This window comes from Halalkalicoccus sp. CG83 (assembly GCF_037081715.1).
Lineage (GTDB): Archaea > Halobacteriota > Halobacteria > Halobacteriales > Halalkalicoccaceae > Halalkalicoccus > Halalkalicoccus ordinarius.
Genome location: NZ_JAZDDH010000002.1, coordinates 468,259 through 495,072, shown reverse-complemented (window position 1 = coordinate 495,072; position 26,814 = coordinate 468,259). Strand labels below are relative to the sequence as shown.

Sequence of the window (26,814 nt, the reverse complement as noted above, 5' to 3'; positions counted from 1 at the left end):
TCCCGCGATCCGACGCACCATCGTCAGCGCTATGACTCGACGGAGACAGTTCGAGTACGTGTAATAATATTCACTCATCTTGCTGACAGTGCTGCTGACGGGCGCGAACGCGAGCGCGGAGCGTCGGTCGCGATCGTCGAACGGGACCGCGAGCGCGGTCGGGAGGTGGCGGCCGAGATCGACTCGCGAAACGGCGACGGCTCGACACGCGACGTCCGCGGACTTCCGGCGGACGAGGACGGACGGCCGGACCTGCGCCCCGGTCAACGGGCGCTGTTGACCCTCTGTCCCACCGCTGTCCTCGATCGCGAACCACGGGTGCTATTAACACTGCATCCGTCGAAGGCGACGGTGAATCCCTCGTGAGTACGGTCGAATATCTGCTACCGACGCGGGGCATCGTTGCCTCGAGTACCTCGACGACGGAGCTGACCGCTCGCGCCAGCGCCGACGTCGTCGGGCTCGCTCGACGGGCCGAATCCCTCGGGTACGACGGGCTCTGGGTGGGCGACAGCGTCCTCGCGAAGCCCCGATTCGAGCCGCTCGTCACGCTCGGTACCGTCGCAGCGACGACGGATTCCGTCGAGCTGGGAACCGCGGTCTACCTGCCCGTGCTTCGCCATCCGGTCCACGTCGCTCACATGACCGCGACGCTCGACCAACTGAGCGGCGGCCGGCTCTCGCTGGGCGTCGGTGTGGGCGTCAGACCCCCCGAACGAGAGGAGATGCGACAGCTCGGGGTCGACTACGAGCGTCGAGGGGCGATGCTCAACGAAGCGCTCACGGTCGTCTCACGGCTCTGGGAGGGCACGGCGATCGATCACGCCGGAGACCACTACCGAGTCGAGGACGCGGGGATCGGGTTCGAACCGGCGAGGAAACCGCCGATCTACGTGGCGTCGGCCGCGTTCGAGCCGAGCGAGGGCTTTCCCCGGCAGATCCAGCGACGGCTCATCGAACACGGTGACGGCTGGTTACCGATCGCGATGCCGCCCGAGGAGTACGCCGCCGGCCGCACGTACATCGCGGAGCTGCTCGAAGGGACCGACCGGCCGAACGACGCGATCACGCCCGGCTACTATCTCGACGTCGTCGTCGCCGAGTCGGAGGCGACGGCGATCGAACGGGCGCGGGAGTTCTACCGCGATTACTACGGCGAACAGGTGGCCTACCGCTCCGAGCAGGCGCTCTCGAGGGCGGAGATCCGGAAACGGGGTGCGTTCGGGACCGTCGACGCGGTCGAAGAACGCGTGGCGGAGTACCTCGATGCCGGCGTCGAACGGTTCGTCGTCAGGTTCCCCGCCGGCGATCAGCGACGACAGCTTCGAGCGTTTTCGTCGGTCGCAGAGACGGTGCTCTGAGGCGGATAGCGGCGTGGTCGGGCGAGTTTAACGGTTCGCGCGACCCGCTACTCGAACGTGAGACACGCAAACGGCAAAACGGCGCACGTATTCCGTGGTTGCTAGCTCTGTGCTCGTCACGCTTCGTGGAACTCGGTGTGCTTCTCGTAAAACGGCGCGAGTGCTACTCGCTGGCTCTGCGCTCGCTACACCTCGTACCGCTCGGCGTGCCTCGCGCAGAACTCGGGCTCGCGGAGCTGTGCCTCGATCAGTTCGGGCTGGCGGTGGGCGTTGTACAGGCGACAGCGCTCGTCCTCGCAGAACGGCTCGCCGGTCTCGACGTAGTCGAGCGCCTGGAGGACGTAGCCCTTGAGCGCCTCGGTCGTGCGGGGGTCGTCGGCGATCAGGAACTCGCCCTCGACCTCGTTCTCGAGCACCTCTCGCGGCGGGGCGTCGCCCGACAGCAGCGCGTGGCGCTGTTTCTCCTGGTAGTACGCCTCGGGCTTGGCGGGCGCCTCGTACAGTCCCGGAACGGAGACGAGCGCGGGCTGGCCGAGCACGTTCACCCGCTTGTGCCACCGGCCGTCGTGGTCGCCCCAGGTGCCGATCGCGCGGTCCAGGACGGCGACGTGCAGGTGCGAGAGGTCGCGCTCGCCGTCGGGCAGCGCGTCGTTGAGCGCACGCTGGAGCTCGACGCCGTCGTAGAGCACCCCGCCCGCACGCTCGGGGTTCTCCAGAGCCCGCTCCTCGTAACGAACCACGCCGAGCATCGAGTTGCCCGTCTCGCGGTCGTAGGGGTCGAGCACGCGCGCCTCGGCGAAGCGCTCGGCGAGACCGTCGTGACGGTGGACGTCGAGGAAACGGTCGCGTACGTCCACCTCGTGGTCGGTGCGTTCACGGAGCCAGCCGGCGATCGTATCGACGTCCGCCTCGGCGGTAGGCGCCCGGTACAGCGTGATCCGATCGATCATACCATGGACTGGTACCGCCAGGTGAAACTGCGTTACGGTCGCTGTGACAGGGTAGTTAAAGCGGATCTCATCGATCCCGGCTGATCACGACTCGTCGTCGAGCGGGTCCTCCAGCTCTCCGACCACCGCCTCCATCGCGTCCGTGGCGGTCACCAGTCCAACGACCTCCTCATCCGAGAGAACGAGCGCCATCTCCTGGTGTTCCTCCTGAAACCGATCGATGACGTCGCTCACGCTGATGTCAGTGGAGACGGTCATCGGCGGCGCCGCGATCCCCTTCAGGTCGGTCTCGCCGGACCGGAGTTCGTCGATCCGGTCGAGGGCGGCCGAGACGTAGACGATCCCCCGGAAGTCCTCGGGATCGTCGCCGATCAGCGGATAGCGGTTGTGCAGTGATCCCGACAGACGATCGAGGTTCTCCGAGAGGGGGATCTCCGTCGAGAGAAAGACCACCTCCTCGGCGTCGACCATGACGTCCTCGACGGTCATGCGTCCCGCCGCGAGCGCACTGAGGACCTCCTCGCCTCGTTCCTCATCGAGGTCGCCCTCCGCGAGCACCGAGCGCATCTGGTTTCTGAGGTCGGCTCGGCTCCGGATGACGTCCTCTTCGGTCTCGAGCCACGCGCCGGTCATCTCGACGCCGAACAGTTTGAGGGTGGTTTTCGCTACCCAGTCGCCGAGCGTGATGAGCGGGGAGATCACCCGGTAGAACCAGTAGAGGGGAGTGGCTCCGTACTGACAGACCCACCGCGAGCGCTCGACACCCAGGTACGTCGGCGTCTGCTCGCCGTGGGTCAGGTGCACGAGGTTGATGATGAGGAAGGCGAGGATCGCGGCCGACCCGACGGTCGCAAGCCAGGTGCCCTCGAAGAAGGGCTCGAAGATGGCCGCCAGCGCGGGCTCGGCGACGATCCCGACCGCGATGCTCGAGGCCGTGATCCCGACCTGACAAGTGGTCAGATAGAGTTCGAGATTCTGCGTCATCTCCCACGCGCGCTCCAACCCGGGATTGCCCCCGACGAACTCCTCCTCGGTGAACTGGCGAGCACGCGTCAGCGCGAACTCGATCGCGACGAAAAACCCGTTGGTGAGGATGAGCAGGATGCCGGCGACGAGCCGCGCAGCTGTCTCTACCGTGACCATTCGGGTACGACGTGATCAGCGGCGGGGAAAGGGACTTCGGTTTCGGGCCGTCGCCCGGCGGGCTCCGAGTCGGACTCAGTCGTCGCCCGCGGTCGCCGCCGCCTGCCGGTCGGTGAGCTCGACGGGCTCGGCGTCGACCTCGAGCTCGTCGAGGGCGGCCTGGGCGGCTCGCTTGCCCGAGAGCAACATCGCGCCGAACGTCGGACCCATCCGCGGCAGGCCGTAGGTCGTCGCCGTCGCCATCCCGGTGACGATCAGGCCGGGGTGGACGAGGCCGGTGTGTTCGACGACCGCGTCCTCGCTCTCGCCGACCCACATCGAGTCGTGGCCCGGCGAGTCGTGACCCGGCGCGCCGTAGGAGTCGTCGCCGGTCTGATCCATGCCGCCCGCGTTCGCGGCCGCGTCGCCGATGCCGGGCGCGTCGAGCACGCCGCGTTCGTGGAGCTTCGTGACCGCCATCGCGTCGTGACCGGTCGCGTCGATCACCAGATCGCCCTCGACGGCGATCGGGTCGACGCAGGTGATCTCGCGCGGAAGCGCGTGGACGGGCGTCCAGTTCATCACGATGCCGCCCACCCTGTGGTCCTCGCGGATCACGATGTCGGTGAACTCGGTCATGTTCTGCATCTTCGCGCCGGCGTCACAGGCGGCCTTGATCAGCCCCGAGCACGCCTCGGGACCGTTCGCGACGTAGAGCCCCTCGGAGTCCTGGGCGGGCTTGTAGTCGACGTCCAGGTCGTCGAGGACGTCCTGGGCGGGCTGTCGGACGGTCACCTTGTTCATCAGGAAGCCGCCGAGCCAGAACCCACCCCCCAGATAGTTGTTCTTCTCGACGACCATCGTCTTCACGCCCCGCTCGGAGAGCTCCTTCGCCGCCATCAGCCCCGAGGGGCCGCCGCCGACGATGATCACGTCGCTGTCGGAGAAGTCCATGAACTCCTCGGTCCACTCCTGGCCGATCGCACGCGTTACGTCCGCCTCGCCGACGTCGCTGAACTGGTCGTACTCGCTCATACCACTAGTCAATACTACTAGGTGGTTGAAAGTCGTTGCGGTCGTCGTGGCCGTCTATCGGACCCCACGGATCAGCGCGAACAGCTCCTCGCGGTAGCGATCGGGCTCCAGCGTCACGGGATCGAGGCCGCTCGTGGGGTAGGCGCCGCCGGCGATCCGGAACTCCCCCTCGTGAACCCAGACCGCGAGCCACGCCGCGATTCCGGCCTCGAGCGTTCCCGCGTCGAACCGTGCCTCGTAGGGAGTCAGCCGCGCCCGCTCGCCCACGTCGACGAGAAGTCGGCGGCTCCGTCCCCGCTCGACGGCCTCGAAACCGCGCTCGCGCAGGTCGGCGACGAACTCCCGTCGGGCCGCCCCGAGCACCGTCGGGAACGCTGAGAGCGCGCCGATCCCGGCGGGCAGCGACGGGCGGAACGAGAGCCGGGTGGCGAAGAAGAATCGCCAGGGGAGATCAGCCGCCTCGGACGTCGCCCGGATCGCCTCGCGCAGATCGGGTCGTTCGTACAGCAGCGTGTGACCCTCGACGCGAAACGCCGGCAGCGAGAACAGCGTCTCGCTCGTTCGCTCTACCCGCCTCCAGCCGTCGTTCGAGAGGCGCTCCGCCGGGACGTCGGGATACGGATCGTCGGACATTCGTGGCGTGTCCGCGAACGGAATCGGGGACGATAATCGATCGGGATGACTCGACGTGTATATGGGCGCGGACCGCGTACGCCGGGCTAATGCGTCGTCGGGCCTTCCTCGCGTCGACAGCGCTCGTTTCGTTCGCCGGCTGTATGGGCGACGACGGAGACGAAGGGGACGGCGACGACGGCTCCGAGCAGCCCAACGACTCGGAGAACGAGTCGGACGACCCCCTCGAGGGCGAACGCGTCGAGATCGTCGAGAGCGAACTCGTCCGCGAGAACGTCGGCACCGAGGAGGAGAGCGTCGCGGTCCACGGAATCGCTCGGGTAAAGGAGGGTGTCGAGGTGAGCTACGTCGAGATCCGCGCGCTCTTCTACGACGACCAGGGTGAACTGCTCGATACGATCATCGAGCAGATCGACGAGGTCGGGCGCCACGGCGACGATCCCGAGGGCCGACGCTGGGAGTTCGAGATCGTCTATCCGCAGGTCGGCGAGGACGCCGCCGAGGTTGAGAGCTACGAACTCGAGATCGGAACCGAGCTCTGAATGGCCGACGATAGCTCGACGTCGGACGCGGTCCCGCTATCGGACGACACCTCGACCGCGACGATGGCCCGCGAGGGCTCGATCGCCTTCGGCGGCAACGTCATCAAGAAGGTCTTCGGCTTCGCCATCGTCGCGGTCATCACACGGCTCGTCAGCCCCTCGGTTTACGGGCTGTTCATCCTCGCGACCTCGATCATTCTGTTCGTCCAGGCGTTCGCGAACCTCGGACTGCCGGAGGCGATCGACTACTTCGTCCCCCAGCATCTGAGCGACGGCGAGTACGGCAAGGCCCGGGGGGTACTCGTCACCGTCACGGGGGTCGTGCTCGTCTCCTCGACGGTCGTCGCCGGGTTGGTCGTGCTCTCGGCGGACCTGATCGCGGACGCCTTCGACGAGCCCTCGCTCCGGGCGGCCCTCTGGCTGTTGAGCGCCACGGTTCCGTTCCTCGCGATCTACAACGCGCTACTCGGCAGCTTCAGCGCGATCAAACGCCTCAAGTTCCGGGTCTACATGCGCGACGTCATCCGCCCGACGGTCAGGCTGGTCACCACCGCCGCCCTCCTCCTCCTCGGCTACGGGCTGCTGGGGGTCGTCGGCGGCTATCTCGTCGGCGTCGTGGTCGCCATCTCGGCCGGACTCGTGATGCTGTGGCGCAACGCCCGCTACGTCTTCGAGGCCGACGCCGTCCGCGCCGACCCCCGGCCGCTCCTCTCCTACTCGGTGCCGCTGGCGTTCGCGGGCATCATCTACATCTTCCTCGGCCAGATCGACTATTTCGTGATCGGCTACTTCCTCGAAAGCGAGGAGGTCGGCATCTACCGCGTCGGCTACGCGCTGGCGGCGAACCTGATGATCTTCTCGGGTTCGCTCGGTCCGATATTCAAGCCGCTGATCGCGGAGGCCAAGGAGGACACGCCGGCGGTCAGAACGCGCTACCAGATCGTCACTCGGTGGATCGCCGGACTCACGCTCCCGGTCGCGATCACGATCGCGCTGGGGGCGAGCGCGTACCTCTCGGTCGTCTTCACCCCACAGTACGCGGTGGCGGCCGCCGCCGTCGTGATCCTCGCGGGCGCCAACCTGATCAGCGCCTCCTGTGGCGGCCCGGACGGAACCCTGCTGCAGGGGCTCGGCTACTCGCGCCTCGTCTTCGTCAACACCGCGCTGTTGCTCGGGATCAACGTGGCCGTCAGCGTCCTCCTCGTCCCTCGAATCGGGATCACGGGCGCCGCGATCGGCACCGCGAGCGCGCTGACCGCGAACGCGCTCGCGGCCGTCCTCGAGGCCTACCACTTCCGGGGGGTCCAGCCACTCACCGTCGAGCTGGGGAAGGTGCTGCTCTCGGCGGTGCCCGCGGCGCTGGCCGGGGGTGCCGTCGTACTGGTGATCGAAAGCGTCTACGTGGTGGCCGTCGCCCTGCCGCCGGTCGTCTTCGTCGTCTACGGCGTCATGCTCTATCTGACCGACGCGTTCACCGAGGACGACGCCGAGATCGCCACCCAGATCAGCCCGGCCGCACGGCGAGCGATCAGGACCGTTCGTCGGCGATAGCCCCCTCGCGGATCGCTCGCTCGGCATGCGTGAGCGCCGCGTCGGCATCGAAGGCGGCGACGATCGCCTCGAGTTCCTCGCGGGGAGTCTCACGCAGGTCGCGGGCGTGGCGGGCGACGTTCGGCACCGCGCGGACGACGTTGTCCACGATCGGAACGGCCGCGACCTGTGCGGAGCGCGAGAGGGGATTGAGGTCGATCACGATCTCGGTCTTTCCCATCGCGCCCAGCGCCTCCGCGCGGTCGCCGTCCTCGAGGGGGACGACCACGGCGTCGGCGTCGTAGATCCCGTCGGCGTCGACCTTCGCTCGCTCGTGGGAGAGCCCCGGGATGCGGGCGTCCGCGGTCAGTCCTTTCACCTCGCTCGCGCCGTGTTCGCGCAGGTGATCGGCGATAGCCGCCACGCGCTCCTCGGTCCGATTGAAGAGGTTGACCTCCAGGTCGGCCCCCGTCGCCTCCGCGAGTTCGACCAGTTCCTCGGGACAGAGCGCCGCGACGTTGCCGTTGACGCTCACGACCGGGTGGCGCGCGAGCAGCAGATGGGCGGCGGCGGCGCGCGCGGCCTCGTCGGCGCTCTCAAGGGTGCGCTCGCCGAGCAAGTAGTCGAACGCCTCACCGCGGCCCTGGGCGATGAGCCCCTGTCTACTGGTGATGCCCTTCTCGACGCCCGCCTCGATGCGGTGGCGCGTCACCAGCGAGTCGTGGCGGGGGTGGTCCGACGGGATCTCAGTCATGTCACCGTTCGGATCGCGGAGCTACAAGTCGCCTGCGTTGTCCACACGCGGCGGGTACGGCGACGAGGAGCGAACGCTCGGGTCGGCCTCCTCGTCGAGGAGGCTCGCGCCCGCGGCGTGGGTGTGACAGATCGAGGGATCGTAGCCGGCGTCGGAGAGGCCGCTGCCCAGCGCGAAGACGGTGTGGCCGAGCATCGCCATCGAGGCCTCGCCGCCGACGTCGGAGACGTCCTCGATCACGTCCGTGATCCGATCGGTGAGGAGGTCGGCTTCGCGGGCGAACCGTCGCGAGGCGTACGCGAACGCCGACAGCGTCGGCTCCTCGATCAGCATCGATAGCGATTCGAGGCCCGCCTCGGTCAGCCGCTCGGTGTCGCCCGAGAGCACCGACTCCGTCGAGAGTTCGCCGAACGTGAGGTACTCGACGCGCGTGCCGGCGGGCACCCCGTCGAGACGGTTGTACGCCGGCCCGCCGGGATCGAGTCTGACCGGTACCCCGCCGCGCGCCTGTGCGACCACGTCGCCGAGACCCGTTCCCGAGCGGACCTCGGCGACGTGGGCGATCGTGATGAGGTCGTTCTCCGAGAGACGCCGGTCGAACGCCTCGTTGGCTGCGAGCGCCGTCCCGAGCGCCATCGCTCCCGAGACGCCGAAGCCCGCTCCGAGCGGCAGATCCGTCGTGGCGACGACCCGCGCGGAGATCGACAGCGCGTCGAGCACCCGCTCGACGGGAGGGATCGAGATCGGAGTGCCGTTGAGACGCGTCTCGACGCACTCGGCCGGAACGACCTCGACGGAGACGCCGTCGGTGAGCGTCACTCCGGCGCCCCGCGAGCCCGCCCGTTCGGGATCCTCGTCGGGGTGGCTGCTGAAGAACCCGGTGACGTGACCGGGAACGAACGCACGGACCGATCCCTCCTGCTCGACCATATCCGCGAAATCGACCCACTGAACGCTTAAGCCTTTCACTCGATCCCGACGCGACGGTCCGTCAGGGCCGGCTCTCCGCCTCGCCCGTCGTCTCACCCTCCGGCGCCGCGGGGGCGGGACGCCGCGGTGTCCGATCGTCGGAGTCCGACCCGATCGACGCCGACGGGAGCCCGGAGCGGGTGAGACCGTGGACCGTCCTCGCGGCCGTCTTCGCCGTCTCGGCGCCGAGATCCCAGGCGACGCGCTGTAGCTGTTCGGTCGGCGAACGCGACCACCGACCGGGATGGACGAGCAGACAGTACCGCTCACAGGCGCCCGACTCGAAGGCCGCGATCAGGTCGTCGGTCGTCTCGACCCGGCCGAACCCGGAGATCGGCGCTCCCCACGATCGTCCGGTATCGGAGACGTACGACGCCTTCCCGGGGTCGTCGTTCGCGGTCTCCATCGAGAGATACGCCTCGCCGAGCAGTCCGTACTCCTCGATCGTTCGATCGCCGCGCCACATGTCCAGGTTGTGGTGGGGCGACAGCGGACTTCCGTGCGGGCAGATCGTCCGAACGTCGGCGTGCTCGCGGAACCGATCGAGGTTCCGTGCGAACCGCTCGTGGGCCGCCTCGAAGTCGCCGCGGGTCTTGACGAGGTCCTCGTAGTGGTAGCCGACCTCGTGGCCCCGTCGCTCGGTCTCCCGTGCGACCTCCGGACTGAACGTCGACGTCCGGAAGTAGTAGGTCGTGGAGATCCCCCGCGTTGCCTCCTCGTGGGCCATCGCTCGCGCCGTGCTGACCTTCCGGTCGACGTCGTGTCGGATCACGACGCACGGCGTCTCGTGTTCTCTCATCGAGACGTACTCGCCGAGCGTGTAGAACGTGTAGTCGTTCTCGAGGGCGCCGTCGAGCAGGCGCGTGTAGTGATCGAAGGTGAAGTCGCGCACGTTCATGACAGAATTCATACTAATACACGCGGGCCTCCCGCATATACATGTCGGCCGATAGTAAATACTATCTAGTCTAGATTAGTTCGACGAGAACGGTTCGAGCGGCTCCAGCAGAGCTGATACGGGGTGACGATCAGTCCTCGAGCGAGCCGTCGCGCATCTCGTCGGTGTCCTCGGAGAGGTGGACGCGTGCGTCGGGGTGCTGGTCCGCGTCCTGAACGAGCTCTCCGGCGTCGCGCTGTTCCTCCAGACGGCTCTTCGCGGTCTCCTGATCCAGTCCGCCGACCGCCCTCGCCGCCTCGAGCAACAGCCCCTCGGGTACGCCGGTCCCCCTCCCGCCGCGCTGTGAGTCGGAATCGGTGTCCGATCCGCCCAGCTCGTTGCCGATCACGTCGACGTACGCCCGTACATCGGCCGTATCGCCGAGCTCGTCGTGCCACGCCGCCGGAAACGCACTGATCCGACCGTCGCCGACGGGGTAGTAGGTCCCCTCGCCGACCCACGACTCGTCGTCGCCGAGGTCTCGCTCGATGCTCCCGAGAAACTGGCCCTCCTTATAGGGGATGACGTCGTCCCGAGCGAGCTCGGCGTCGTAGGCCTCGAGCACCTCCTGATCGACGCCCGGATCACCAGGTTGGTGGTATCGTTCGATCAGTAGAAGCAGCTCCCGACTGGTGAGCGTCTCGCCACGCTGTCGCGCCTCCTCGATGACCTGCTGGTTGGTATCGACCATCGTCTCGAACGAGGGACGAGCGGCGAATAAAGCCTCTGCCGGCTTCCGACGTCTCGGTCCGCGGACTCGGCCGCTGACGACCGTCGTCCCTCGACGCGTTCTCACGCGGACAGCCGGTTGCGATCGCCGTGGGGCACTCACTCCGTTCGCCTCGCTGGTTCCCAGGGAGTTCGCCTATGGGCTCAGTCGCTGACGATCCCTCGGGAAGAGGACGGCCTCGCGGATGTTCTCCAGGTCGAGCATCGTCATGACGAGGCGCTCGACGCCGTAGGCCCAGCCCGCGTGGGGCGGCATCCCGTACTTGAACATCTCGGTGTAGTAGTCGAACTGCTCGGGGTTGAGCCCCTGTGCCTCGAAGCCCGCGACGAGCTCGTCGTGACGGTGTTCGCGCTGGCCGCCCGAGACGAGCTCCATGCGGGGATGCATCAGGTCGAACCCCTTCGAGAGGTCTGGGTCGTCGTCGTAGTCCTGGATGTAGAACGGCTTGATCTCGCTGGGCCAGTCGGTCACGAAGTAGTGGCCGCCGACGTCCTTCCCCAGGGCTTTCTCGCCCTCCGTCGGGAGGTCGTCGCCCCACACCAACTGCTCGTCGAGTTCGCCGGTGGCGTTGATCCGCTCGATCGCCTCCTCGTAGCTGAGGCGGGGGAAGCCCGCATCGGGTACCGAGAAGTCGTCGTAGCCGAGCGTCTCGAGCTCCTCCTCGCAGTTCTCCGCGACGCCCTCGTACGCCGCGAGCAGGGTTCGCTCGCAGGCGTCCATCGCCTCCTCGTGGTCGATGAACGCGCTCTCGAAGTCGATCATCGTCGCCTCGTTGAGGTGTCGTGGCGTGTTGTGCTCCTCGGCGCGGAAGATGGGGCCGATCTCGAAGACGCGTTCGAGCCCGGAGCCGACCATCAGCTGCTTGAACAGCTGGGGCGACTGGTTCATGAACGCCTCCTCGCCGAAGTAGGTGATCGGGAACAGCTCCGTGCCGCCCTCGGTACCGGTGGCGACGATCTTCGGCGTGTTGATCTCCGTACAGTCCATCGCGCGGAAGCTCTCGCGCACCGCGCGAAGCACCTCCGCGCGGATCTCGAAGATCGCCTTCGTCTCCTCCTTTCGGAGGTCGAGGGTACGGTTGTTCAGCCGCGTCGAGAGCTCGGCGTCGACCTTCCCCGAGGGGTCAAGCGGGAGTCCGGGCTCGGCCTCGGCGATCACCGAAAGCGAGTCGGGCGTGATCTCGACGCCCGTCGGCGCCCGGGGCTCCTCCTCGACGGTGCCCGTCGCCGAGATCACGCTCTCGCGCGCGAGATCGAGGCCGGTCTCGACCAGTTCGTCGTCCATCTCCTCTTTCTCGAACTTGACCTGGATCCTGCCGCTCCTGTCGCGAAGGATGAGAAACGCGATGCCGCCGAGATCACGGATCTCGTGAACCCAGCCCGCCACGGTGACGGTCTCGCCGGGTTCGGCGTCGGCCGTGTAGGTTCGATCCTGCATGCTCCCGGGTTTGCCAGGGCGGGGCTTAAAGTCCGTCTTTTCGCCGCAACGGGAGCGACGACCGACGATCGTTTGCGCGTCGGCGTCCGACCCACGCCATGGATCGACGGGTTCGACTGCTGTCCGCGACCGTCCTCCTCGCCGCCACCCTGGGACTCTGTGTCCACTACGGCGCGACCTACGAGACGGGCTGGCCCTATTCGACTGGCGAGCAGCTGACGACCGACTACGCGAACCACGTCGGCGGCGTCGCGCTGCTGGCGGGCCTCCTCGCGTTCCTCTTCGCCGAACGACGCCGGGCGTTCACGGTGCTGGCGGCCGGCGGCTCTCACATCTCCTGCTCGACGCGCTGAAGCTCCACGCCGACGGCCGTTCCGGTACCTGGCTCTACCCGCTGACCTGGTGGCGCCACCCGGCGCCGGACCTCTACGTCTCGGCCGACCTGCGCGTGCTCGCGACGGCGCTGGTCCGTGCGCTCGCCGTTTTCGCGGTGGATCGACGACTCACGACGGGAGAGAACGGCTCGCAGTCCGGCCGAAGCGACGAGGAGCCCTGCTCCGAGTGAGAGACGACGAGGTGGGTCAGACGTCCCACGTCCAGCGGGCGTCGAGGACGTACCGGTAGACGCCGCTGACGAGGATGGCGATGCCGTTGGCGATCAGGTAGGCGATCCCGGGCCAGGTGACCAGCCCGTACAGCACCCCGAGCTGGAGCGGGATCGCGGAGCCGCGGACGAGGTTCGTCTTCGCCAACCCGGAGAGGTACTCGCCCCAGCCCGTGTTCTTGGCGGCCCTGAACGTCCAGACGTTGTTGAGCACGTACTGGAAGACGATCGTGATCTCGATGGCGACCGCCGCCGCCAGCAGGTAGTGGACCTGCCCGTACTCGACGAAGCCCGCGAGTAACAGCGTCTGGAGGCCCGCCGCGACGGCCCCGACGACGAAGAACCGCCGCAGGCGGGCCGCCAGCGGCCCCTCCAACGTCGCCCTCAGGAGCTCCCGGACCATCGGTTATCGGTAGCCAAGCGCCTCGAGTCTCGTCTCGACCGCCTCGTCGGCCGGCCCGGCCGGCGTCGACGCCGATCCCGCCGCCCGAATCGATCGGGCGTGCTCGCGGACGAGCGGCCGGAGTCGTTCGATCGCCGCGTCGGCTTCCGGGCCGGGATCCACCGACCGGTCGTACCGCTGGACCGGATCGGAGGGACGGTGGTACAGTTCGGCGGTCTCGCTGTCGACGTTCTCGATGTACGTCCAATCGTCGGTGCGCGCGCTCACCAGCAGGTCGCCGTCCTCGAGGTCGCGGGGGATCGGCTGGCGTGTCACCGGGTCGTCGCGAACAGTCACGGAGATCACCGGCTCGCCGTCGGGGCGCTCGCCGGTCTCGATCGAGCCGACGAGCGAGTGCCCCGACCACGTCTTCGGCGGCGAGACGCCGAGCAGTGCGGTGATCGTCGGCGGGACGTCGTCGAGCCCGACCGCCCGCTCGATGCGTCGTGACGACTCGCCCGGCGCGTCGACGATCAACGGTACGTGGAGGAGTTCGTCGTAGAGCTTCGGGTAGTGTGCCAGATGACCGTGCTCCTGGAACTCCTCGCCGTGATCGCCGGCGACGACGACGCAGGTCTCCTCGCGGAGGCCGGCGGCCGAGAGCGTCTCGAGCAGTCGTCCGATGCTCGCATCGACCTGGCGAACGGTCGCCTGGTAGAGCGTCCTGAGGCCCGCGAGCGTTCGCTCGTTCACGCCCTGCCCGAGCCCCGCTCGGGCGTGAGCCAGGAGCATCTCCGGAGTCCCGAGGGTCGACGACGAGACCTCCCGGAAGTGTCGCGGCGCCGGCGCGTACGGCGTGTGGACGTCCATGTAGTGGATCCAGAGGAAGAAGGGCGTCTGCGAGCGCTCGACGAACTCCTTCGCCCGTCGTTCGACGTCGAGCATCCTCGAGGCGTCCATGAACGGCCGGTCGTCGTCCTCGCCGCGCAGCCGTGAGACGAGGCGCCGAACGGGGGCGCTCGCGAGCTGCAACCACGCCTCGACGGTGGGGTGGGTAGCGAGATACTTCCCGTAGAAGGAGTCGGCATCGGCCACGAACGACTCGAACTCGTCGAACCCGCTGTCGTAGCCCCAGTGGGGGGTGAGAAAGCCGTTCGCGGCGTTGAACCCGCCGGTGGCGACGCCCGCCTCGGAGAGCGCGTCGGCGAGCGTCTCGCTCTCGGTGACGCCGACGGTCCCCGAGTCGGCGAAGACCGGACGCGAAGCGAGCAGCCCGGGAAACGAGAAGGGCGTCCAGTTGCCGGTCGCGAAGGCGTGCTCGAAGACGGTGCCCCGCTCGGCCAGCCGCCGCAACGTCGGCGTCCGGTGTTCCTCGGAGTAGGGTTCGATCGCGTCCGCACGCAGCGAATCGACCGTGACGAGGACGACGTTGGTGGGGTTGGTATCCGTTGACATGGCCAGTTGACGGTCGGCGTGGACGCGGTGACTCGGCGGGCTCGAGAGGGACGGTACTCGGAGAACGGACGAGTTCGACCGCCCGTGGTCTCTCACGTCGGCCTAACCGGTCACGGATAGGAACGTCTCCCTCCTCAACGTTCCGATACTCGTTCGAATCAGCTCGGTCCGGCGACCTCCGAGCGCGCGTCCTTCGCGCCTTCGACGGTCTCCTCGACGGCCCCACAGCCCTCGTCGTGGACCAGGTCGCCGACGACGACGACGTCCGCATGTCGGGCCATCGTGTTCGCCGACTCGTAGTCGCCGATGCCGCCGCCGTAGAACAGGGTCGCGTCGTCGAGGGCGTCCCGTCCCGCGCGGACCTTCTCGGGGTCGCCGAACATGCCCGAGTACTCGATGTAGACGATCGGCTGGCCGAACATGTGTTCGGCGAGTTCGGCGTAGGCCGCGACGTCCTCGGCGGACTGGTCGCAGTCCGCGTCGGTGTACTCCGCGACGCTTGAGTCGGGGTTGAGGACGATGTACGCCTCGGTGAACGTTCGCGTCCAGTCGAAGTTCGCGCTCATGCGGAGCCACTCCTTGTGTGCGCCGACCACCCAGAAGACGTCGCCCGCGTTGAACACCGTCGGGATCAGATACCCCTCGAGCGCCTCGTCTTCGACGACCACGGCGGGGTTGCTCGGCTCCTGGTAGAGCGGGACGTCGTACTTCGCACAGGCGTCGATCACGGCCTGCATGTTCTCCTGGGTCATGCCCGTCGTCCCCCCGATCTCGATCGCGTCGGTCCCCGTCCGACAGACGTCCTCGAAGGTCTCGCCGTCGGCGAGCTCCTTGTCGGGGTCGATCTTCACGATGTGATCCCAGTCGGCCCACGGCGCGCTCATACCGGTTCAATTCAAAGGGCGGACTAAAACCCCTTCGGATGCTCAAGCCGGGCGAACCCGCCGTCGAGGCGGGGGGAGCACGGGGGGACGACCGACGCCACGGACCGGGGCGGGATCGGTCGATGCCAAGCGTTTTCGCCCTCGATCCGGACCGGAACCGTATGGCGGACGAACCAGCGGACGCCGAGCGGAACGTCTACGGCACGGAGCTACGTCCCTGCAGCGAGGACCCCGAGACCGGCTTCCTCCGGGACGGCCGCTGTCGACACCTCCGGCGGGATCCGGGCCGCCACGAGGTCTGTGCGGTGCTGACCGAGGAGTTCCTCGAGTTCGGTAAGGCACGGGGCAACGACCTCGTGACGCCCCGGCCCGAACTCGACTTCCCGGGGCTCGAGCCGGGCGATCGCTGGTGTCTCTGTCTGCCCCGCTGGGTCGAGGCCCGTGACGCCGGCGTCGCCCCGCCGATCGTCCTCGAGGCGACCCACGAGCGGGCGCTCGACGAAGTCGATCCCGAGACGCTTCGGGAGCACGAGTACCGGAAGTAATCAGCTCGCCTTCGCCTGCCACTTCCTGACGCGGTCGGCGCTGATCCCCTCGACCTCGCTCGCGACCGTCTCGGGCTCGACCTCGCGCAGGTCGACGACGCTCTCGATGCCCGCGGCCGCGAGCTTCTCCGCGGTCTTCGCGCCGACGCCCTCCAGGCTCTCGAGGTCGCTGCCGGAGTCGCTCTCTCTGGCCTGGTACTCGAGGTAGTTGCAGATCGGACAGCCCAGCTCCCAGGGCTCGTCGCCCGAGTGGACGAGCAGTTCGGGAAGGCCGTGTTCCTCACAGTGCTCGTCGGTGATCTCGATCTCGCCGCGTCTCGGCAGCGGGAGCGAGTAGTCGCAGTCGGGATAGCGCGTACAGCCGACGAGCCGCGCGCCGTTTCGAAGCTGTTTGATCGCGAGTTCGCCGCCGTGTTCCTCCCCACACTCCGGACAGACGCCGATGATCCGATCCTCTGCCTCGTCGGCCTCGTCGGCCTTACACTGTGGGCAGCCGTGGACGAACGTCCCCCGTCCGGCGAGCATCTTCACGTGACGTAGGTCGTGGTCCTCACAGCGCTCGTCGAGGATCAGCGGCTTGCCGGTGTTCGGAAGCGGCAGCGTGTACTCGCAGTCGGGGTAGCCGTCACAGCCGACGAAGTACGACCCCCGACGGGAGCGCCGGACCAGCAGGTCGTGGCCCGACTCCGGGCAGGGTCCGAGGGTCTTGTCGGCCTTGAGCGACTTCTGGAGGTGGTCGCCGATCTCCTCGCGCGAGCGTTCGAGGTCCTCGAACACCCGGGAGAGCATCTCGCGGGACTCGTCCGCCACCTCGTCGAGCGTCTTCTCGCCGGCGGCGATCGCGGCCATGTCCTCCTCGAGCTGGGCGGTCATCGCCTCGCTCACGACGCGGTCGGCGTACTCCTCGCCGGCCTCGACGACCGCCATCGCCAGCTTCGTCGGACGCGGCGGGTCGCTTTCGATGTAGCCCCGGTCGTAGAGCTTCTCGATGGTGTTGTGGCGCGTGGACTTGGTGCCGATCCCCATCTTCTCCATCGTCTCGATCAGGCGCGACTGGCCGTAGCGTCGGGGTGGCTGGGTCTCCTTCTCCTCGATGCTCACGTCGGTCACCGAGAGGGTCTCGCCCTCCTCGACGTCGGGGACGTAGTTCTCGCTCGTGCTGAAGTAGGGGTAGACCGCGTGGTAGCCCGGTTCGACCAGCCGCTTGCCGTTTGCCTTCAAGCGGTGCTCCCCGACGGCGACGACCACGCGGAGGTGCTGCCAGCGGGCGGGATCGGCGACCGTCGCGAAGAAGCGCCGGACGATCAGTTCGTAGACCTCCCACTCGTCCTCCGAGAGCTCCCCCCTCGTCGGAAGCTCCTCGGTGGGGTGGATCGGCGGGTGGTCGGTCGTCTCCTCGTCGCCCTCCGTGGGGCTGATCTCCTCAGTCTCGAGGAGGGTTTCGGCGTCCTCGCCGAACGTCCGGTTCGACGTGAACGCCGAGAGCAGCTCGCGGGGGTCGAGGTCCTCGGGGTAGACGGTGTTGTCGGTCCGGGGATAGGTGACGTAGCCGGCGGTGTAGAGGTCCTCCGCGATGCTCATCGCCCGCTTCGCGGAGTAGCCGAGCGAGCTCGCGGCCCGGATGAACTGCGTGGTGTTGAACGGCGCGGGCGGCTCGTCGGTTCGGCTGCGTCGGGAGACCTCCTCCGCACGGGCCTCGTTCGCCTCCCGAAGCGCCTCGTAGACCGTCTCGGCTCGCTCGCCGTCCCAGACGCGTTCGGCCTCGTTTCCGTCCTCGTCGCGGTAGAAGTACTGGGCGTCGAACCCCTCGCCGGCGTCGTCCTCCTTCGCGAGCGCCGCGAACAGCTCCCAGTACTCCTCGGGGTCGAACGCCTCGATCTCGCGCTCGCGGTCGACGATCAGCTTCAGCGTCGGGCTCTGGACCCTCCCGACCGAGATGAAGTCGTTGCCCAGCTGGCGCGCGGCAAGCGAGAGGAACCGGGTGAGCGCGGCACCCCACACGAGGTCGATGATCTGTCGGGCCTCGCCGGCCGCCGCGAGGTCGAAGTCGATCTCGTCGGGGTTCTCGAACGCCTTCCTGACCTCGCCCTCGGTGATCGAGGAGAACCGAACCCGGTCGACCGACGCGTCGTCGTTGACCTCGCGGACGATCTCGTAGGCCTCCTTGCCGATGAGCTCGCCCTCGCGGTCGTAGTCGGTGGCGATCGTCACGCGGTTCGCCTGGCGGGCGAGCGACCGGACGGTGCGGACGATGTTCTCCTGGGTCGCGGTCTTCTCGACGTCGGCGTCGATCAGCTCGACGGGCTCGACGTCGCGCCAGTCCGAGTACTCGGACGGGAAGTCGACGGCGACGACGTGGCCCGAGAGCCCGATACAGCGCGTTCCACCCCAGCGGTAGACGTTGACGCCGTTCTTTCGCTCGACCTCGGCGGAGTCGCCGCTCAGGATGGCGGCGAGCCGGCGGGCGGCGTTGTCCTTCTCGGTGATGATCAGCTCCACGGCGATCCCCCTCGCGGCGCGTGCGTCATTGGGGGAGATAGGCCGACGCGGCGCCTAAACGTTTCGCGTCGTTGGGAGAACGTCGAGGAGGCGGCGGATCCGGCAAGCGAAGCCGTGACGGCGCTCGAGTTCCGACGGTTAACGGAATGCGAGGAAAGGACGCGAGCACCGTCGTCAGAGCGGTCGTTCGAGAGGTCGAACGCCAGAACGTCCCGTTTCTCGCGGCGAGTCTCGCGTTCTACGCCTTCGTCTCCCTGTTGCCGCTGTTGTTGCTGGTGCTCATCGTCGCGTCGGTGTTCGCCGGCGACGCGACCTCGGATCACTTGATCGCGCTGACGCGCCAGTACCTCAGCCCGACCGGACAGGAGCTACTCGCGACCGCGATCACCGACGCCGCTGGCTGGGTCGGGAGCTCGATCCTCGGCTTCCTCGTGCTGGTGTGGAGCGCGTTCCAGATCTTCCGGGGGATCGACATCGCCTTCGCTCAGCTCTACGGAACGAAGGCCGATCAGTCGATCGTGGACGGCCTCCGTGACGCCATCGTCGGACTGTTCGCGATCTCGGCCGCGCTGTTCGCGTCGGCGGCATCGGGGGTGGCGATCACGCTGTTTCCCGACGTCCCGTACGTCAGCGTGCTCAGCCCGCTGTTGCTGATCATCGGGCTGGCGACGGTGTTCTTCCCCCTCTACTACGTCTTCCCGAACGTGGAGATGAATCCCCGCGAGGCGCTACCGGGGACGGCGATCGCCGCGGTCGGATGGGTGCTCCTCAACTCGCTGTTTCAGATCTACGTCTCGATCACGACGCTCGCGGACGTCTTCGGCGTTATCGGCGGCGCGCTCCTGTTCCTCCTCTGGCTCTACGGCGGCGCCGTCGTGTTACTGCTCGGCGCCGTCGTCAACGTCGTGCTGGCCGAGCGCGCCAGCGACGAGCCGACCGTCGGAACGGCCGCGGCCGACGGCCGGTGACGGACTACTCGCCCTCGCTCTCCCAGTCGAGCGTCACCGTCACTGCCTGGCGCTCGCCGCCGAGCATCGGGGAGCGTTCCTCGATCTCGATGTTATAGCTCATCGCCGACGACGGGTGGAGCGCGACCGTCTTATTGCCGACCTCGACGTTCGCTGGACCCTCACCGCGGATCTCGCGGGCGAGGTTCTGGAGGAGATCGGCCGCCTCGTCTCGCGACACGTCCTGCTCGTCGGCTGTAGTGTTCGCCATTGCGTTCGAAACGTCGTAGGCCAGCAGTATAGTGGTTTACCCGACGCTCGCGGGCACGTCCGGGACGTGGACCTGATCGTACCATCGAAACCTATTACGCCTCTCACGTCAGTGATACAATCGGACATGAACGAAAGCGCCACCTCAACGACACAGATGGAGATCGTCGAACCCTGCCTGGCGGGCACGCAGTTCGTGCTCGACGCCGCGCTCGCGCTGTTCTGAATCGGACTGGTACCAGCGACCCCGTCGCCCCGATAGGACGTACGCGCCCGAGAGCGGCCAACCGACACCACGTCCGGCGACGGCCGCCGGGTGGACGCACCCGACCGACCGAATCGCGATCGTCGCCGGCGCGTTAGCCGAGTCGCTCGCGGAGCAGTTCGTTCACGGTGCCGGGATCGGCGCTGCCGCCGGTCTTCCCCATCACCTGGCCGACGAGGAAGTTGATCGCGCCGTCCTCGCCGCGCTCGACGTCCGCGACGGCGTCCGGGTTCTCCTCGATCGCCTCGCCGACGGCGGCCTCGACCTCGCTCTCGTCGGTCTTCCCCAGCCCCTCCGCCTCGACGACCGCGTCGGGATCCGTCCCCGAATCGAGCATCTCGCGGAGGACGGTCTCGCGCGCGTTCTTCGCGGTGATCTCCTCCTCGGCGACGAGCTCGACGAGCCGGCGGACCTCGTCGAGTCGTCCCTCCATCTCGGCGATCTCCATGTCGCGGTAGTTGAGCTCTCCCAGGAGGTCGTCGGCGACCCACGTCGCCGCCAGGTCGGGGTCGAAGTCGCTCGCGAGGTCCTCGTAGAAGTCCGCGACCTGCTTCGTCGAGGTGAGCTTCGCGGCGGCCTCCTCGCCGAGCCCGTACTGCTCGCGGAAGCGCTCGCGGCGCGCGTCGGGAAGCTCGGGGATCTCGATCTCCTGTTTCCAGTCCGAGACCCTGAGAACGGGCAGATCGGCCTCGCGGAAGTAGCGGTAGTCCTTCTCCTCCTCCTTCGAGCGCATCGAGACGGTGATGCCGCGTGACTCGTCCCAGTGGCGCGTCTCCTGGTCGATTCCGCGCCCCCGTCGGATCGCGTTGCGCTGGCGGGTCACCTCGTAGGCCAGCGCCTTCTCCGCACCCTTGTGGCTCGAGATGTTCTTCACCTCGGTGCGGTTGGCCGCCGCGAGCGCCTCCTCGCCGATCGAGCCGTCCCGGGCGACCTCCTCGCCCGGCACGAGCGAGACGTTGGCGTCGACTCTCAAGGAACCGTCGCGCGTGCTGTCGAAGATCCCCAGGTACTCGAGGACCTCCTCGAGCTTCGCGAGGAAGGCGCGCGTCTCCTTCGGTCCTCTGAAGTCCGGGCGGGTAACGATCTCCATCAGCGGGACGCCCGCGCGGTTGTAGTTCACGAGCGTGTAGTCCGCGGTCTCGATGCTCCCGCCCTCGTGCTGGAGGCTGCCCGGGTCCTCCTCGAGGTGGGCGCGCTCGATGCCGATCTCGCGTCGCTCGCCCTCGACGCGGATCTCGAGTTCGCCGTCCTGACAGAGCGGGGCGTCGTACTGCGTGATCTGGAAGTCCTTCGGCAGATCGGGGTAGTAGTAGTTCTTCCGGTGAAACCGGGTCTCCTCGGGGATCCCGGCGTCGATCGCCTTCCCGAGCTTCACCGCGCTCTCGACGGCGGCCTCGTTCACGACGGGCAGCGCGCCCGGCAGGCCGAGACAGACCGGGCAGGTGTGGGTGTTCGGTTCGGCGTCCGCCAGCGCGGTCGAACAGCCACAGAAGATCTTCGTCTCGGTCTCGAGCTGGACGTGGACCTCGAGACCGATCACGACCGTGAGATCGCGTTCCGTGGTCGCCTGAGCAGTCATTGGGCGGGATTCGACGCGGGCCGAGTAAAGGCTAACGGGAGCCGTCGGCCGATCGAACGCCCTCGGCTCAGGCGTTCTCGGGGCGATCGTCCTGGAACGCGACGATCGCCTCGCGGAACGCCGCTGGGAGCCGCGTCGGCTCGCCCGACTCGTCGACCGCGACGTGGGTGACCGGTTCAAGCGCTACTATAGTTGTCGTAGAGGACGACCCCCTGCATGTCGGTCCCCTCGAACCGCACCCGGTTCTCGAACACGGCGCGGGTTGCCGTGCCGGCCGCACGCGCCCGAGCGACGAACCCCTATCCGTCAGCCGTCTGACGAACGTCTGACACAGACTTATGTCGAGCGGGCGACCTAATGAACGTATGTCGAACAGAGTCGAGGAACTCGAGTCCCGCGTCGCGGAGCTCGAGTCGACGGTACGCGGACTGACCGAGGAGCTCGTCGAGGCGAACGAACGCGTCCGGGAGCTCGAATCACGGGTGGAGGAGGAGACCGAGATCGAGCACCGGGAGGTCGGAGTCGAAAGCGATAGGGAGGAGCGACACGAACCCGAAGAGGAGGCCGACTCCTCCGACGACATCATCGTCGCGTAGGCCCTACCCATGCATATTCGAGAGCTCGTACTGGACGATTTCAAGAGCTTCGGGCGTAAGACCCGGATTCCCTTCTACGAGGACTTCACCACCGTCAGCGGCCCGAACGGCTCGGGGAAGTCCAACATCATCGACAGCGTGCTGTTCGCGCTGGGACTCTCGCGCGCCCGCGGGATCCGCGCCGAGAAGCTCACCGACCTGATCTACAACCCGAACGACGACGGCGACGCCTCGGGGGGCCCCCGCGAGGCCAGCGTCGAGGTCGTACTCGACAACGCCGACGGCACCCTCGCACGCGAGCAGGTCGTGAGCGCCGCCGGCAGCGAGGACGTCGGCGACGTCGAGACGATCTCGGTCCGCCGACGGGTGAAACGCACGGAGGAGAACTACTACTCATACTACTACCTGAACGGCCGCTCGGTCAACCTCTCGGACATCCAGGACCTGCTCGCCCAGGCGGGCGTCACCCCCGAGGGCTACAACGTCGTCATGCAGGGCGACGTCACCGGCATCATCAACATGACCGCCGGCCAGCGGCGCGAGATCATCGACGAGATCGCGGGCGTCGCGGAGTTCGACGCGAAGAAGGAGTCCGCCTACGAGGAGCTCGAAGTCGTAAAGGAGCGCATCGAGGAGGCCGAACTCCGCATCGAGGAGAAGCAAGAACGGCTGGATCAGCTCGCCGAGGAGCGCGAGACGGCCCTCGAGTACAAGCGACTGCGCGAGGAGAAAGAGGAGTACGAGGGCTACCTGAAGGCCGCGGAGCTCGAGGAGAAACGCGCGGAGCTCGAGCGGACCGAAGGGAAGATCGAGAACCGGCGGGGAGAGCTCGCAGAGCTCACGCGGGAGTTCGAGGAGAAGCAGAACCGGGTGACCCGGCTGCAGGAGGACCTCGAGGACCTCAACGCCGAGATCGAACGCAAGGGCGAGGACGAACAGCTCGCGATTAAACGCGAGATCGAGGAGGTCAAGGGCGAGATCAGCCGGCTCGAGGACCGCATCGAGAGCGCCGAGGAGGCGATCGAGTCCGCCGAGGCCGATCGCCGCGAGGCGTTCGTCGCGATCGACCGCAAGGAGGAGACGATCGACGACCTCGAGAGCGAGATCCGCGAGACCAAGCTCGAGAAGGCCTCCGTGAAGGCCGACGTCCAGGAGAAGGAGGCCGAGCGCGAGGAGATCGAGGCGGAGATCGACGCGGTCGACACCGAGTACGACGAGCTGAAGGCCGAGCTCCGGGAGCGAAAGGCCGCCCTCGAGGAGGCCCGCGACGAGCGAAACGAACACCAGCGCGAACAGGACCGCCTGCTCGACGAGGCCCGCCGTCGCTCGAACGCGATCGACGAGAAGGAGGCCGAACGCGAGCGGGCGAGAGAGCGGATCCCCGAGATCGAGAGCGAGATCGCGGATCTCGAGACCGAACGCGAGCGGGCGGTCGCGAACCGCGAGCAGATCGACGAGGTCGTCGAGGACCTGAAGGAGGAGAAGCGCGAGCTCCAGTCGACGCTGGACACGATCGAGGACGACCTCCAGGCGAAACAGCAGGAGTACGCGGAGCTCGAGGCCCGCGCGGGCGAGAGCGGCGACTCCTCGTACGGCCGGGCGGTCTCGACCGTACTGAACGCGAGCATGGAGGGCGTCCACGGCACCGTCGGCCAGCTCGGCGGGGTCGACCCCCAGTACGCCACGGCGTGTGAGACCGCCGCGGGCGGGCGGCTGGCCAACATCGTCGTCGACGACGACGGCGTCGGGAAGCGCTGCATCGAGCACCTCAAGTCGCGCAACGCGGGGCGGGCGACGTTCCTCCCGCTGACCGAGATGCGAAAGCGCTCGCTCCCATCCCCGCCGCGCCGGGATGGCGTGATCGACTTCGCGTACAACCTCGTCGACTTCGACGGGCGATACGCGGGGATCTTCTCCTACGTGCTCGGCGACACCCTCGTCGTCGAGGACATCGACACCGCTCGTGATCTGATGGGCGACTACCGGCTGGTCACGCTGGAGGGGGAGCTCGTCGAGAAGAGCGGCGCGATGACCGGCGGCAGCACCAGCGGCTCGCGCTACTCCTTCTCGAAGTCGGGTAAGGGCCAACTCGAGCGTGTGGCCGAGGCGATCACCGATCTACAGGACGAACGCGAATCGGTCCGCGCCGACCTGCGGGGCGTCAAGGAGCGCCTCGACGGCGCGCGCGATCGCAAGTCCGACGCCGCGGAGCAGGTGCGCGAGATCGAGAGCGACATCGAGCGAAAACGCGAGGAACGAGCGGAGCGGGAGGCGAAAATCGACGAGCTCGAGGAGGAGATCGCGGAACTCGAGTCCGACCGCGGGGAGGTCGACGAGCGGATGAGCGAGATCGAGTCGTCGATCGCACGCGCGAAGGCGGAGATCGACGAGCTCGAGGGGGAGATCGACGAGCTCGAGACCGAGCTCGCCGACTCGCGAATCCCGGAGCTGACGGCGAAGCTCGACGGTATCGACGCGGAGATCGCGGACCTCGAGGAGGAGATCGACGACCACGACGCCCGCCTCAGCGAACTCAAGCTCGAGAAGGGGTACGCGGAGGAGGCGATCGACGACCTCGAGGAACGCGTCGAGGAGGCCGAGGAGCGCGCCGAGGCGAAGCGCGAGCGTATCGCGGAGTTCGAGGAGGGGATCGAGGAGCAGGAGGCGCTGCTCGAGGAGAAACGCGAGGCGGTCGAGGAGCTCGAGGAGGAGCTCCAGGAGCGAAAGGAGGAGCGCCGCGAGCTACGCGGGACGCTCGGCGAGGCGAGCGACGCCCGCGACGAGGTTCGCGAGGAGGTCTCCTCGGTCGAGAACCGCCTCGAGAGCCTCGAGGCGAGCGCGAAGCGCCTCGAGATGGACGTTCACGATCTCGAGAGCGAGGTCGGCGAGTACGACCCGGAGGCGATCCCCGACCACGACGAGGTCGAGTCGACGATCGACCGCCTGGAGGGCGAGATGGAGGCGCTCGAGCCGGTGAACATGCTCGCGATCGACGAGTACGACGCGGTCGAAGCCGACCTCTCGGAGCTCCAAGAGCGAAAGGAGGTGCTGGTCGAGGAACGGGAGGGAATCACGGATCGGATCGAGTCCTACGAGCGCCAGAAGCGCCAGACGTTCATGGACGCCTACGAGGCGATCGACGAGCAGTTCCAGGAGATCTTCGAACGGCTCTCGGCGGGGACCGGCGAGCTCCACCTCGAGGACGAGGAGGATCCCTTCGAGGGCGGACTGACGATGAAGGCCCAACCCGGCGACAAGCCCGTCCAGCGTCTCGACGCGATGAGCGGCGGCGAGAAGTCGCTCACCGCCCTGGCGTTCATCTTCGCCATCCAACGCTACAACCCCGCGCCGTTCTACGCGCTCGACGAGGTCGACGCGTTCCTCGACGCCGCGAACGCCGAACGCGTCGGCGAGTTGGTCGACGAGCTCGCTGACGACGCCCAGTTCATCGTCGTCTCGCACCGCTCGGCGATGCTCGAGCGCTCCGAGCGCGCGATCGGCGTCACGATGCAGGAGAACAACGTCAGCGCGGTCACCGGGATCGACCTCGCCGGGGAGGTGGCACCCGCCGATGACTGACGCGAATCTCGACGCCGCGCCTCCGCCGACGACCGAGGACGACGACGCCGTCGAGCCCGTCGAGCTGCTCGTCCAGCTCGCCGAGGAGGGCGAGATCGAGCCCTGGGACATCGACATCGTCGAGGTGACCGACGCCTTCCTCGCGAAGCTCGACGCCGCGGACCTGCGGACCTCGGGCAGAGCGCTGTTCTACGCGAGCGTCCTGCTCCGGATGAAGAGCGACGAGATGCTCGCGTCGGACGAGCAAGAGGAGGAGGAAGCGTTCGACGACTGGGAGGCCGAGCTGGGGATGGGCATGGGAATGGACGATCCCGATGCCCCGCCCGCGGAGGACCCGATCGCGGGCCTCGAGGCGGAGATGGAGCGACGTCTCGAGCGCAAACAGGCCCGCGGGTCGCCCGAGACGCTCGACGAGCTGGTGAGGGAGCTTCGCGACGCCGAGCGCGACTCGTGGTGGAAGGAGTCCCGGGAGTACGACACCAGCGGTTCGCCGCGCGGGTTCCAGCGGGGCACCCAGACGCTCGACTACCACTCGGCCGACGAGTTCCGCGCCGAGGACGAGCCCACCGCCGATGACGTCACCGGGACGGCCCACGGCGAGGACATCGAGGAGACCATCGACCGGGTGTACGAGGCGCTCGACGACCAGTACAGCGCCGGCCGCGACGAGGTGCTGTTCGCGGAGATCGAGACCACCGGCGGTTCGCGCGTGGAGACGTTCCTCGCGCTGCTCTTCCTCTCCCACCGGGGCCAGGTCCGCCTCCAGCAGGACGAGCTGTTCGGCGACCTCTGGATCCGGAACCCGGCTGCGGTGAGCGAGGCGAACGAGGCGGTCGCGGACTGAGCCCACCGAGAACGAGCCGTCGTAGCTCGCCTCGTACCGGACGAGGCGAGAGGCGACGACGCGTATCGCGGATAGGAAGTGGTTCGTGTCGAGCTAGCGATCGCCACCGCCGTCCACCTTCCGAGTCGAGCGGCTTCGTCGACGGGGATGGCTTCGAGTACACGCTCGTGTTCTCCCGTCGCAGTGGCGCTCGTCAACGGGCCCCGACGCGCGAACCGTGCTAACGTTCACCAGTACAGTTATGAGGGGTCGAGTAGTATGATAACACATGTCTCCCACGAAGATCCAGGAGCGACTCACCGAGACCGAGGGACGCGTCGACCCCGAGGAGTACGTCTCGGCGCTGAGCTACGTCCGAGGTAAGT

Annotated in this window: 25 protein-coding genes; 10 read left to right on the top strand and 15 right to left on the bottom strand. The window is 67.7% G+C overall.

From position 1 onward, the window contains the following. Window positions 1–165: 165 nt before the first annotated feature. Window positions 166–366, top strand: a complete 201-nt coding sequence (locus V0Z78_RS16150; protein ID WP_336345700.1) for a hypothetical protein — start codon at window positions 166–168, stop codon at window positions 364–366. Next, the gene (locus tag V0Z78_RS16145) at window positions 363–1,361 is read left to right on the top strand and encodes an LLM class flavin-dependent oxidoreductase (protein WP_336345699.1); all 999 of its coding nucleotides are present in this window, start codon (window positions 363–365) and stop codon (window positions 1,359–1,361) included. The genes V0Z78_RS16150 and V0Z78_RS16145 overlap by 4 nt, the downstream gene beginning before the upstream one ends. A 185-nt stretch (window positions 1,362–1,546) precedes the next feature. Here V0Z78_RS16145 and V0Z78_RS16140 read toward each other — a convergent pair whose 3' ends face one another. The 4 genes from V0Z78_RS16140 to V0Z78_RS16125 form a co-directional block, all read right to left on the bottom strand. Continuing rightward, entirely contained in the window at window positions 1,547–2,311 is a 765-nt protein-coding gene (locus V0Z78_RS16140) for a DUF7001 family protein (protein ID WP_409338746.1), read from the bottom strand. Window positions 2,312–2,395: 84 nt separating this feature from the next. Continuing rightward, window positions 2,396–3,454: a hemolysin family protein gene (locus V0Z78_RS16135; protein ID WP_336345698.1), complete on the bottom strand. Its 1,059-nt coding sequence runs from the start codon at window positions 3,452–3,454 to the stop codon at window positions 2,396–2,398. 75 nt (window positions 3,455–3,529) lie between these two features. Further along, window positions 3,530–4,468, bottom strand: a complete 939-nt coding sequence (locus V0Z78_RS16130; protein WP_336345697.1) for a sulfide-dependent adenosine diphosphate thiazole synthase — start codon at window positions 4,466–4,468, stop codon at window positions 3,530–3,532. A 54-nt stretch (window positions 4,469–4,522) separates the two neighbouring features. Continuing rightward, window positions 4,523–5,101, bottom strand: a complete 579-nt coding sequence (locus tag V0Z78_RS16125; protein ID WP_336345696.1) for a hypothetical protein — start codon at window positions 5,099–5,101, stop codon at window positions 4,523–4,525. Window positions 5,102–5,244: 143 nt separating this feature from the next. On the opposite strand from V0Z78_RS16125, the gene V0Z78_RS16120 reads away from it, so the two are divergent. Together V0Z78_RS16120 and V0Z78_RS16115 are read left to right on the top strand one after the other, a co-directional pair. Continuing rightward, entirely contained in the window at window positions 5,245–5,643 is a 399-nt protein-coding gene (locus V0Z78_RS16120) for an FxLYD domain-containing protein (RefSeq protein ID WP_336345695.1), read from the top strand. After that, window positions 5,644–7,194, top strand: a complete 1,551-nt coding sequence (locus tag V0Z78_RS16115; protein WP_336345694.1) for a flippase — start codon at window positions 5,644–5,646, stop codon at window positions 7,192–7,194. It abuts the gene before it with no gap. On the opposite strand, the gene V0Z78_RS16110 is transcribed toward V0Z78_RS16115, so the two are convergent. From V0Z78_RS16110 to aspS, 5 genes are all read right to left on the bottom strand, one after another. Continuing rightward, window positions 7,172–7,927, bottom strand: coding sequence for a 4-phosphopantoate--beta-alanine ligase (locus tag V0Z78_RS16110; RefSeq protein WP_336345693.1), 756 nt, complete (start codon window positions 7,925–7,927; stop codon window positions 7,172–7,174). The two genes, V0Z78_RS16115 and V0Z78_RS16110, sit on opposite strands and share 23 nt — an antisense overlap. A 21-nt stretch (window positions 7,928–7,948) precedes the next feature. Continuing rightward, window positions 7,949–8,857 (bottom strand): pantoate kinase, encoded by a 909-nt coding sequence (locus tag V0Z78_RS16105; RefSeq protein ID WP_336345692.1) that lies wholly within the window; start codon window positions 8,855–8,857, stop codon window positions 7,949–7,951. Between the two features lie 61 nt (window positions 8,858–8,918). Beyond that, complete coding sequence (locus V0Z78_RS16100) at window positions 8,919–9,806, bottom strand: hypothetical protein (protein ID WP_336345691.1); 888 nt, start codon at window positions 9,804–9,806, stop codon at window positions 8,919–8,921. Between the two features lie 118 nt (window positions 9,807–9,924). Further along, entirely contained in the window at window positions 9,925–10,524 is a 600-nt protein-coding gene (locus V0Z78_RS16095) for a hypothetical protein (RefSeq protein WP_336345690.1), read from the bottom strand. 174 nt (window positions 10,525–10,698) lie between these two features. Beyond that, entirely contained in the window at window positions 10,699–12,000 is a 1,302-nt protein-coding gene (gene aspS / locus V0Z78_RS16090) for an aspartate--tRNA(Asn) ligase (RefSeq protein WP_336345689.1), read from the bottom strand. Window positions 12,001–12,098: 98 nt separating this feature from the next. Here aspS and V0Z78_RS16085 point away from each other — a divergent pair, with 98 nt between their 5' ends. After that, window positions 12,099–12,353 carry a hypothetical protein gene (locus tag V0Z78_RS16085; RefSeq protein ID WP_336345688.1) on the top strand — a complete coding sequence of 85 codons (255 nt, stop codon included), beginning with the start codon at window positions 12,099–12,101 and terminating at the stop codon, window positions 12,351–12,353. Window positions 12,354–12,581: 228 nt separating this feature from the next. Here the strand turns inward: V0Z78_RS16085 and V0Z78_RS16080 are convergent, their stop codons facing one another. From V0Z78_RS16080 to V0Z78_RS16070, 3 genes are all read right to left on the bottom strand, one after another. Next, complete coding sequence (locus V0Z78_RS16080) at window positions 12,582–13,007, bottom strand: GtrA family protein (protein WP_336345687.1); 426 nt, start codon at window positions 13,005–13,007, stop codon at window positions 12,582–12,584. Between the two features lie 3 nt (window positions 13,008–13,010). Next, window positions 13,011–14,441: a sulfatase-like hydrolase/transferase gene (locus tag V0Z78_RS16075; RefSeq protein WP_336345686.1), complete on the bottom strand. Its 1,431-nt coding sequence runs from the start codon at window positions 14,439–14,441 to the stop codon at window positions 13,011–13,013. 158 nt (window positions 14,442–14,599) lie between these two features. Continuing rightward, a complete protein-coding gene (locus V0Z78_RS16070; RefSeq protein WP_336345685.1) occupies window positions 14,600–15,325 on the bottom strand; it encodes a phosphoglycerol geranylgeranyltransferase in 726 nt (241 codons plus the stop codon). Between the two features lie 161 nt (window positions 15,326–15,486). Here V0Z78_RS16070 and V0Z78_RS16065 point away from each other — a divergent pair, with 161 nt between their 5' ends. Next, on the top strand, window positions 15,487–15,870 hold the full coding sequence (locus V0Z78_RS16065; RefSeq protein ID WP_336345684.1) for a DUF2237 family protein: 384 nt from the start codon (window positions 15,487–15,489) through the stop codon (window positions 15,868–15,870). On the opposite strand, the gene V0Z78_RS16060 is transcribed toward V0Z78_RS16065, so the two are convergent. Continuing rightward, window positions 15,871–18,369, bottom strand: coding sequence for a DNA topoisomerase I (locus tag V0Z78_RS16060; RefSeq protein WP_336345683.1), 2,499 nt, complete (start codon window positions 18,367–18,369; stop codon window positions 15,871–15,873). A 146-nt stretch (window positions 18,370–18,515) separates the two neighbouring features. On the opposite strand from V0Z78_RS16060, the gene V0Z78_RS16055 reads away from it, so the two are divergent. Beyond that, window positions 18,516–19,337 carry a YihY/virulence factor BrkB family protein gene (locus V0Z78_RS16055; RefSeq protein WP_336345682.1) on the top strand — a complete coding sequence of 274 codons (822 nt, stop codon included), beginning with the start codon at window positions 18,516–18,518 and terminating at the stop codon, window positions 19,335–19,337. A gap of 4 nt (window positions 19,338–19,341) precedes the next feature. On the opposite strand, the gene V0Z78_RS16050 is transcribed toward V0Z78_RS16055, so the two are convergent. Together V0Z78_RS16050 and gatB are read right to left on the bottom strand one after the other, a co-directional pair. Then, entirely contained in the window at window positions 19,342–19,587 is a 246-nt protein-coding gene (locus V0Z78_RS16050; protein WP_336345681.1) for an amphi-Trp domain-containing protein, read from the bottom strand. 358 nt (window positions 19,588–19,945) lie between these two features. Further along, window positions 19,946–21,430, bottom strand: coding sequence for an Asp-tRNA(Asn)/Glu-tRNA(Gln) amidotransferase subunit GatB (gatB, locus tag V0Z78_RS16045; protein WP_336345680.1), 1,485 nt, complete (start codon window positions 21,428–21,430; stop codon window positions 19,946–19,948). 365 nt (window positions 21,431–21,795) lie between these two features. Here gatB and V0Z78_RS16040 point away from each other — a divergent pair, with 365 nt between their 5' ends. The 3 genes from V0Z78_RS16040 to V0Z78_RS16030 are packed head-to-tail and all read left to right on the top strand — an operon-like array spanning window position 21,796 to window position 26,449. Next, window positions 21,796–22,026 carry a DUF7518 family protein gene (locus tag V0Z78_RS16040; protein WP_336345679.1) on the top strand — a complete coding sequence of 77 codons (231 nt, stop codon included), beginning with the start codon at window positions 21,796–21,798 and terminating at the stop codon, window positions 22,024–22,026. A 9-nt stretch (window positions 22,027–22,035) separates the two neighbouring features. Continuing rightward, window positions 22,036–25,605: a chromosome segregation protein SMC gene (gene smc, locus V0Z78_RS16035; RefSeq protein ID WP_336345678.1), complete on the top strand. Its 3,570-nt coding sequence runs from the start codon at window positions 22,036–22,038 to the stop codon at window positions 25,603–25,605. Next, window positions 25,598–26,449: a ScpA family protein gene (locus V0Z78_RS16030; protein WP_336345677.1), complete on the top strand. Its 852-nt coding sequence runs from the start codon at window positions 25,598–25,600 to the stop codon at window positions 26,447–26,449. The genes smc and V0Z78_RS16030 overlap by 8 nt, the downstream gene beginning before the upstream one ends. Window positions 26,450–26,814: the final 365 nt, after the last annotated feature.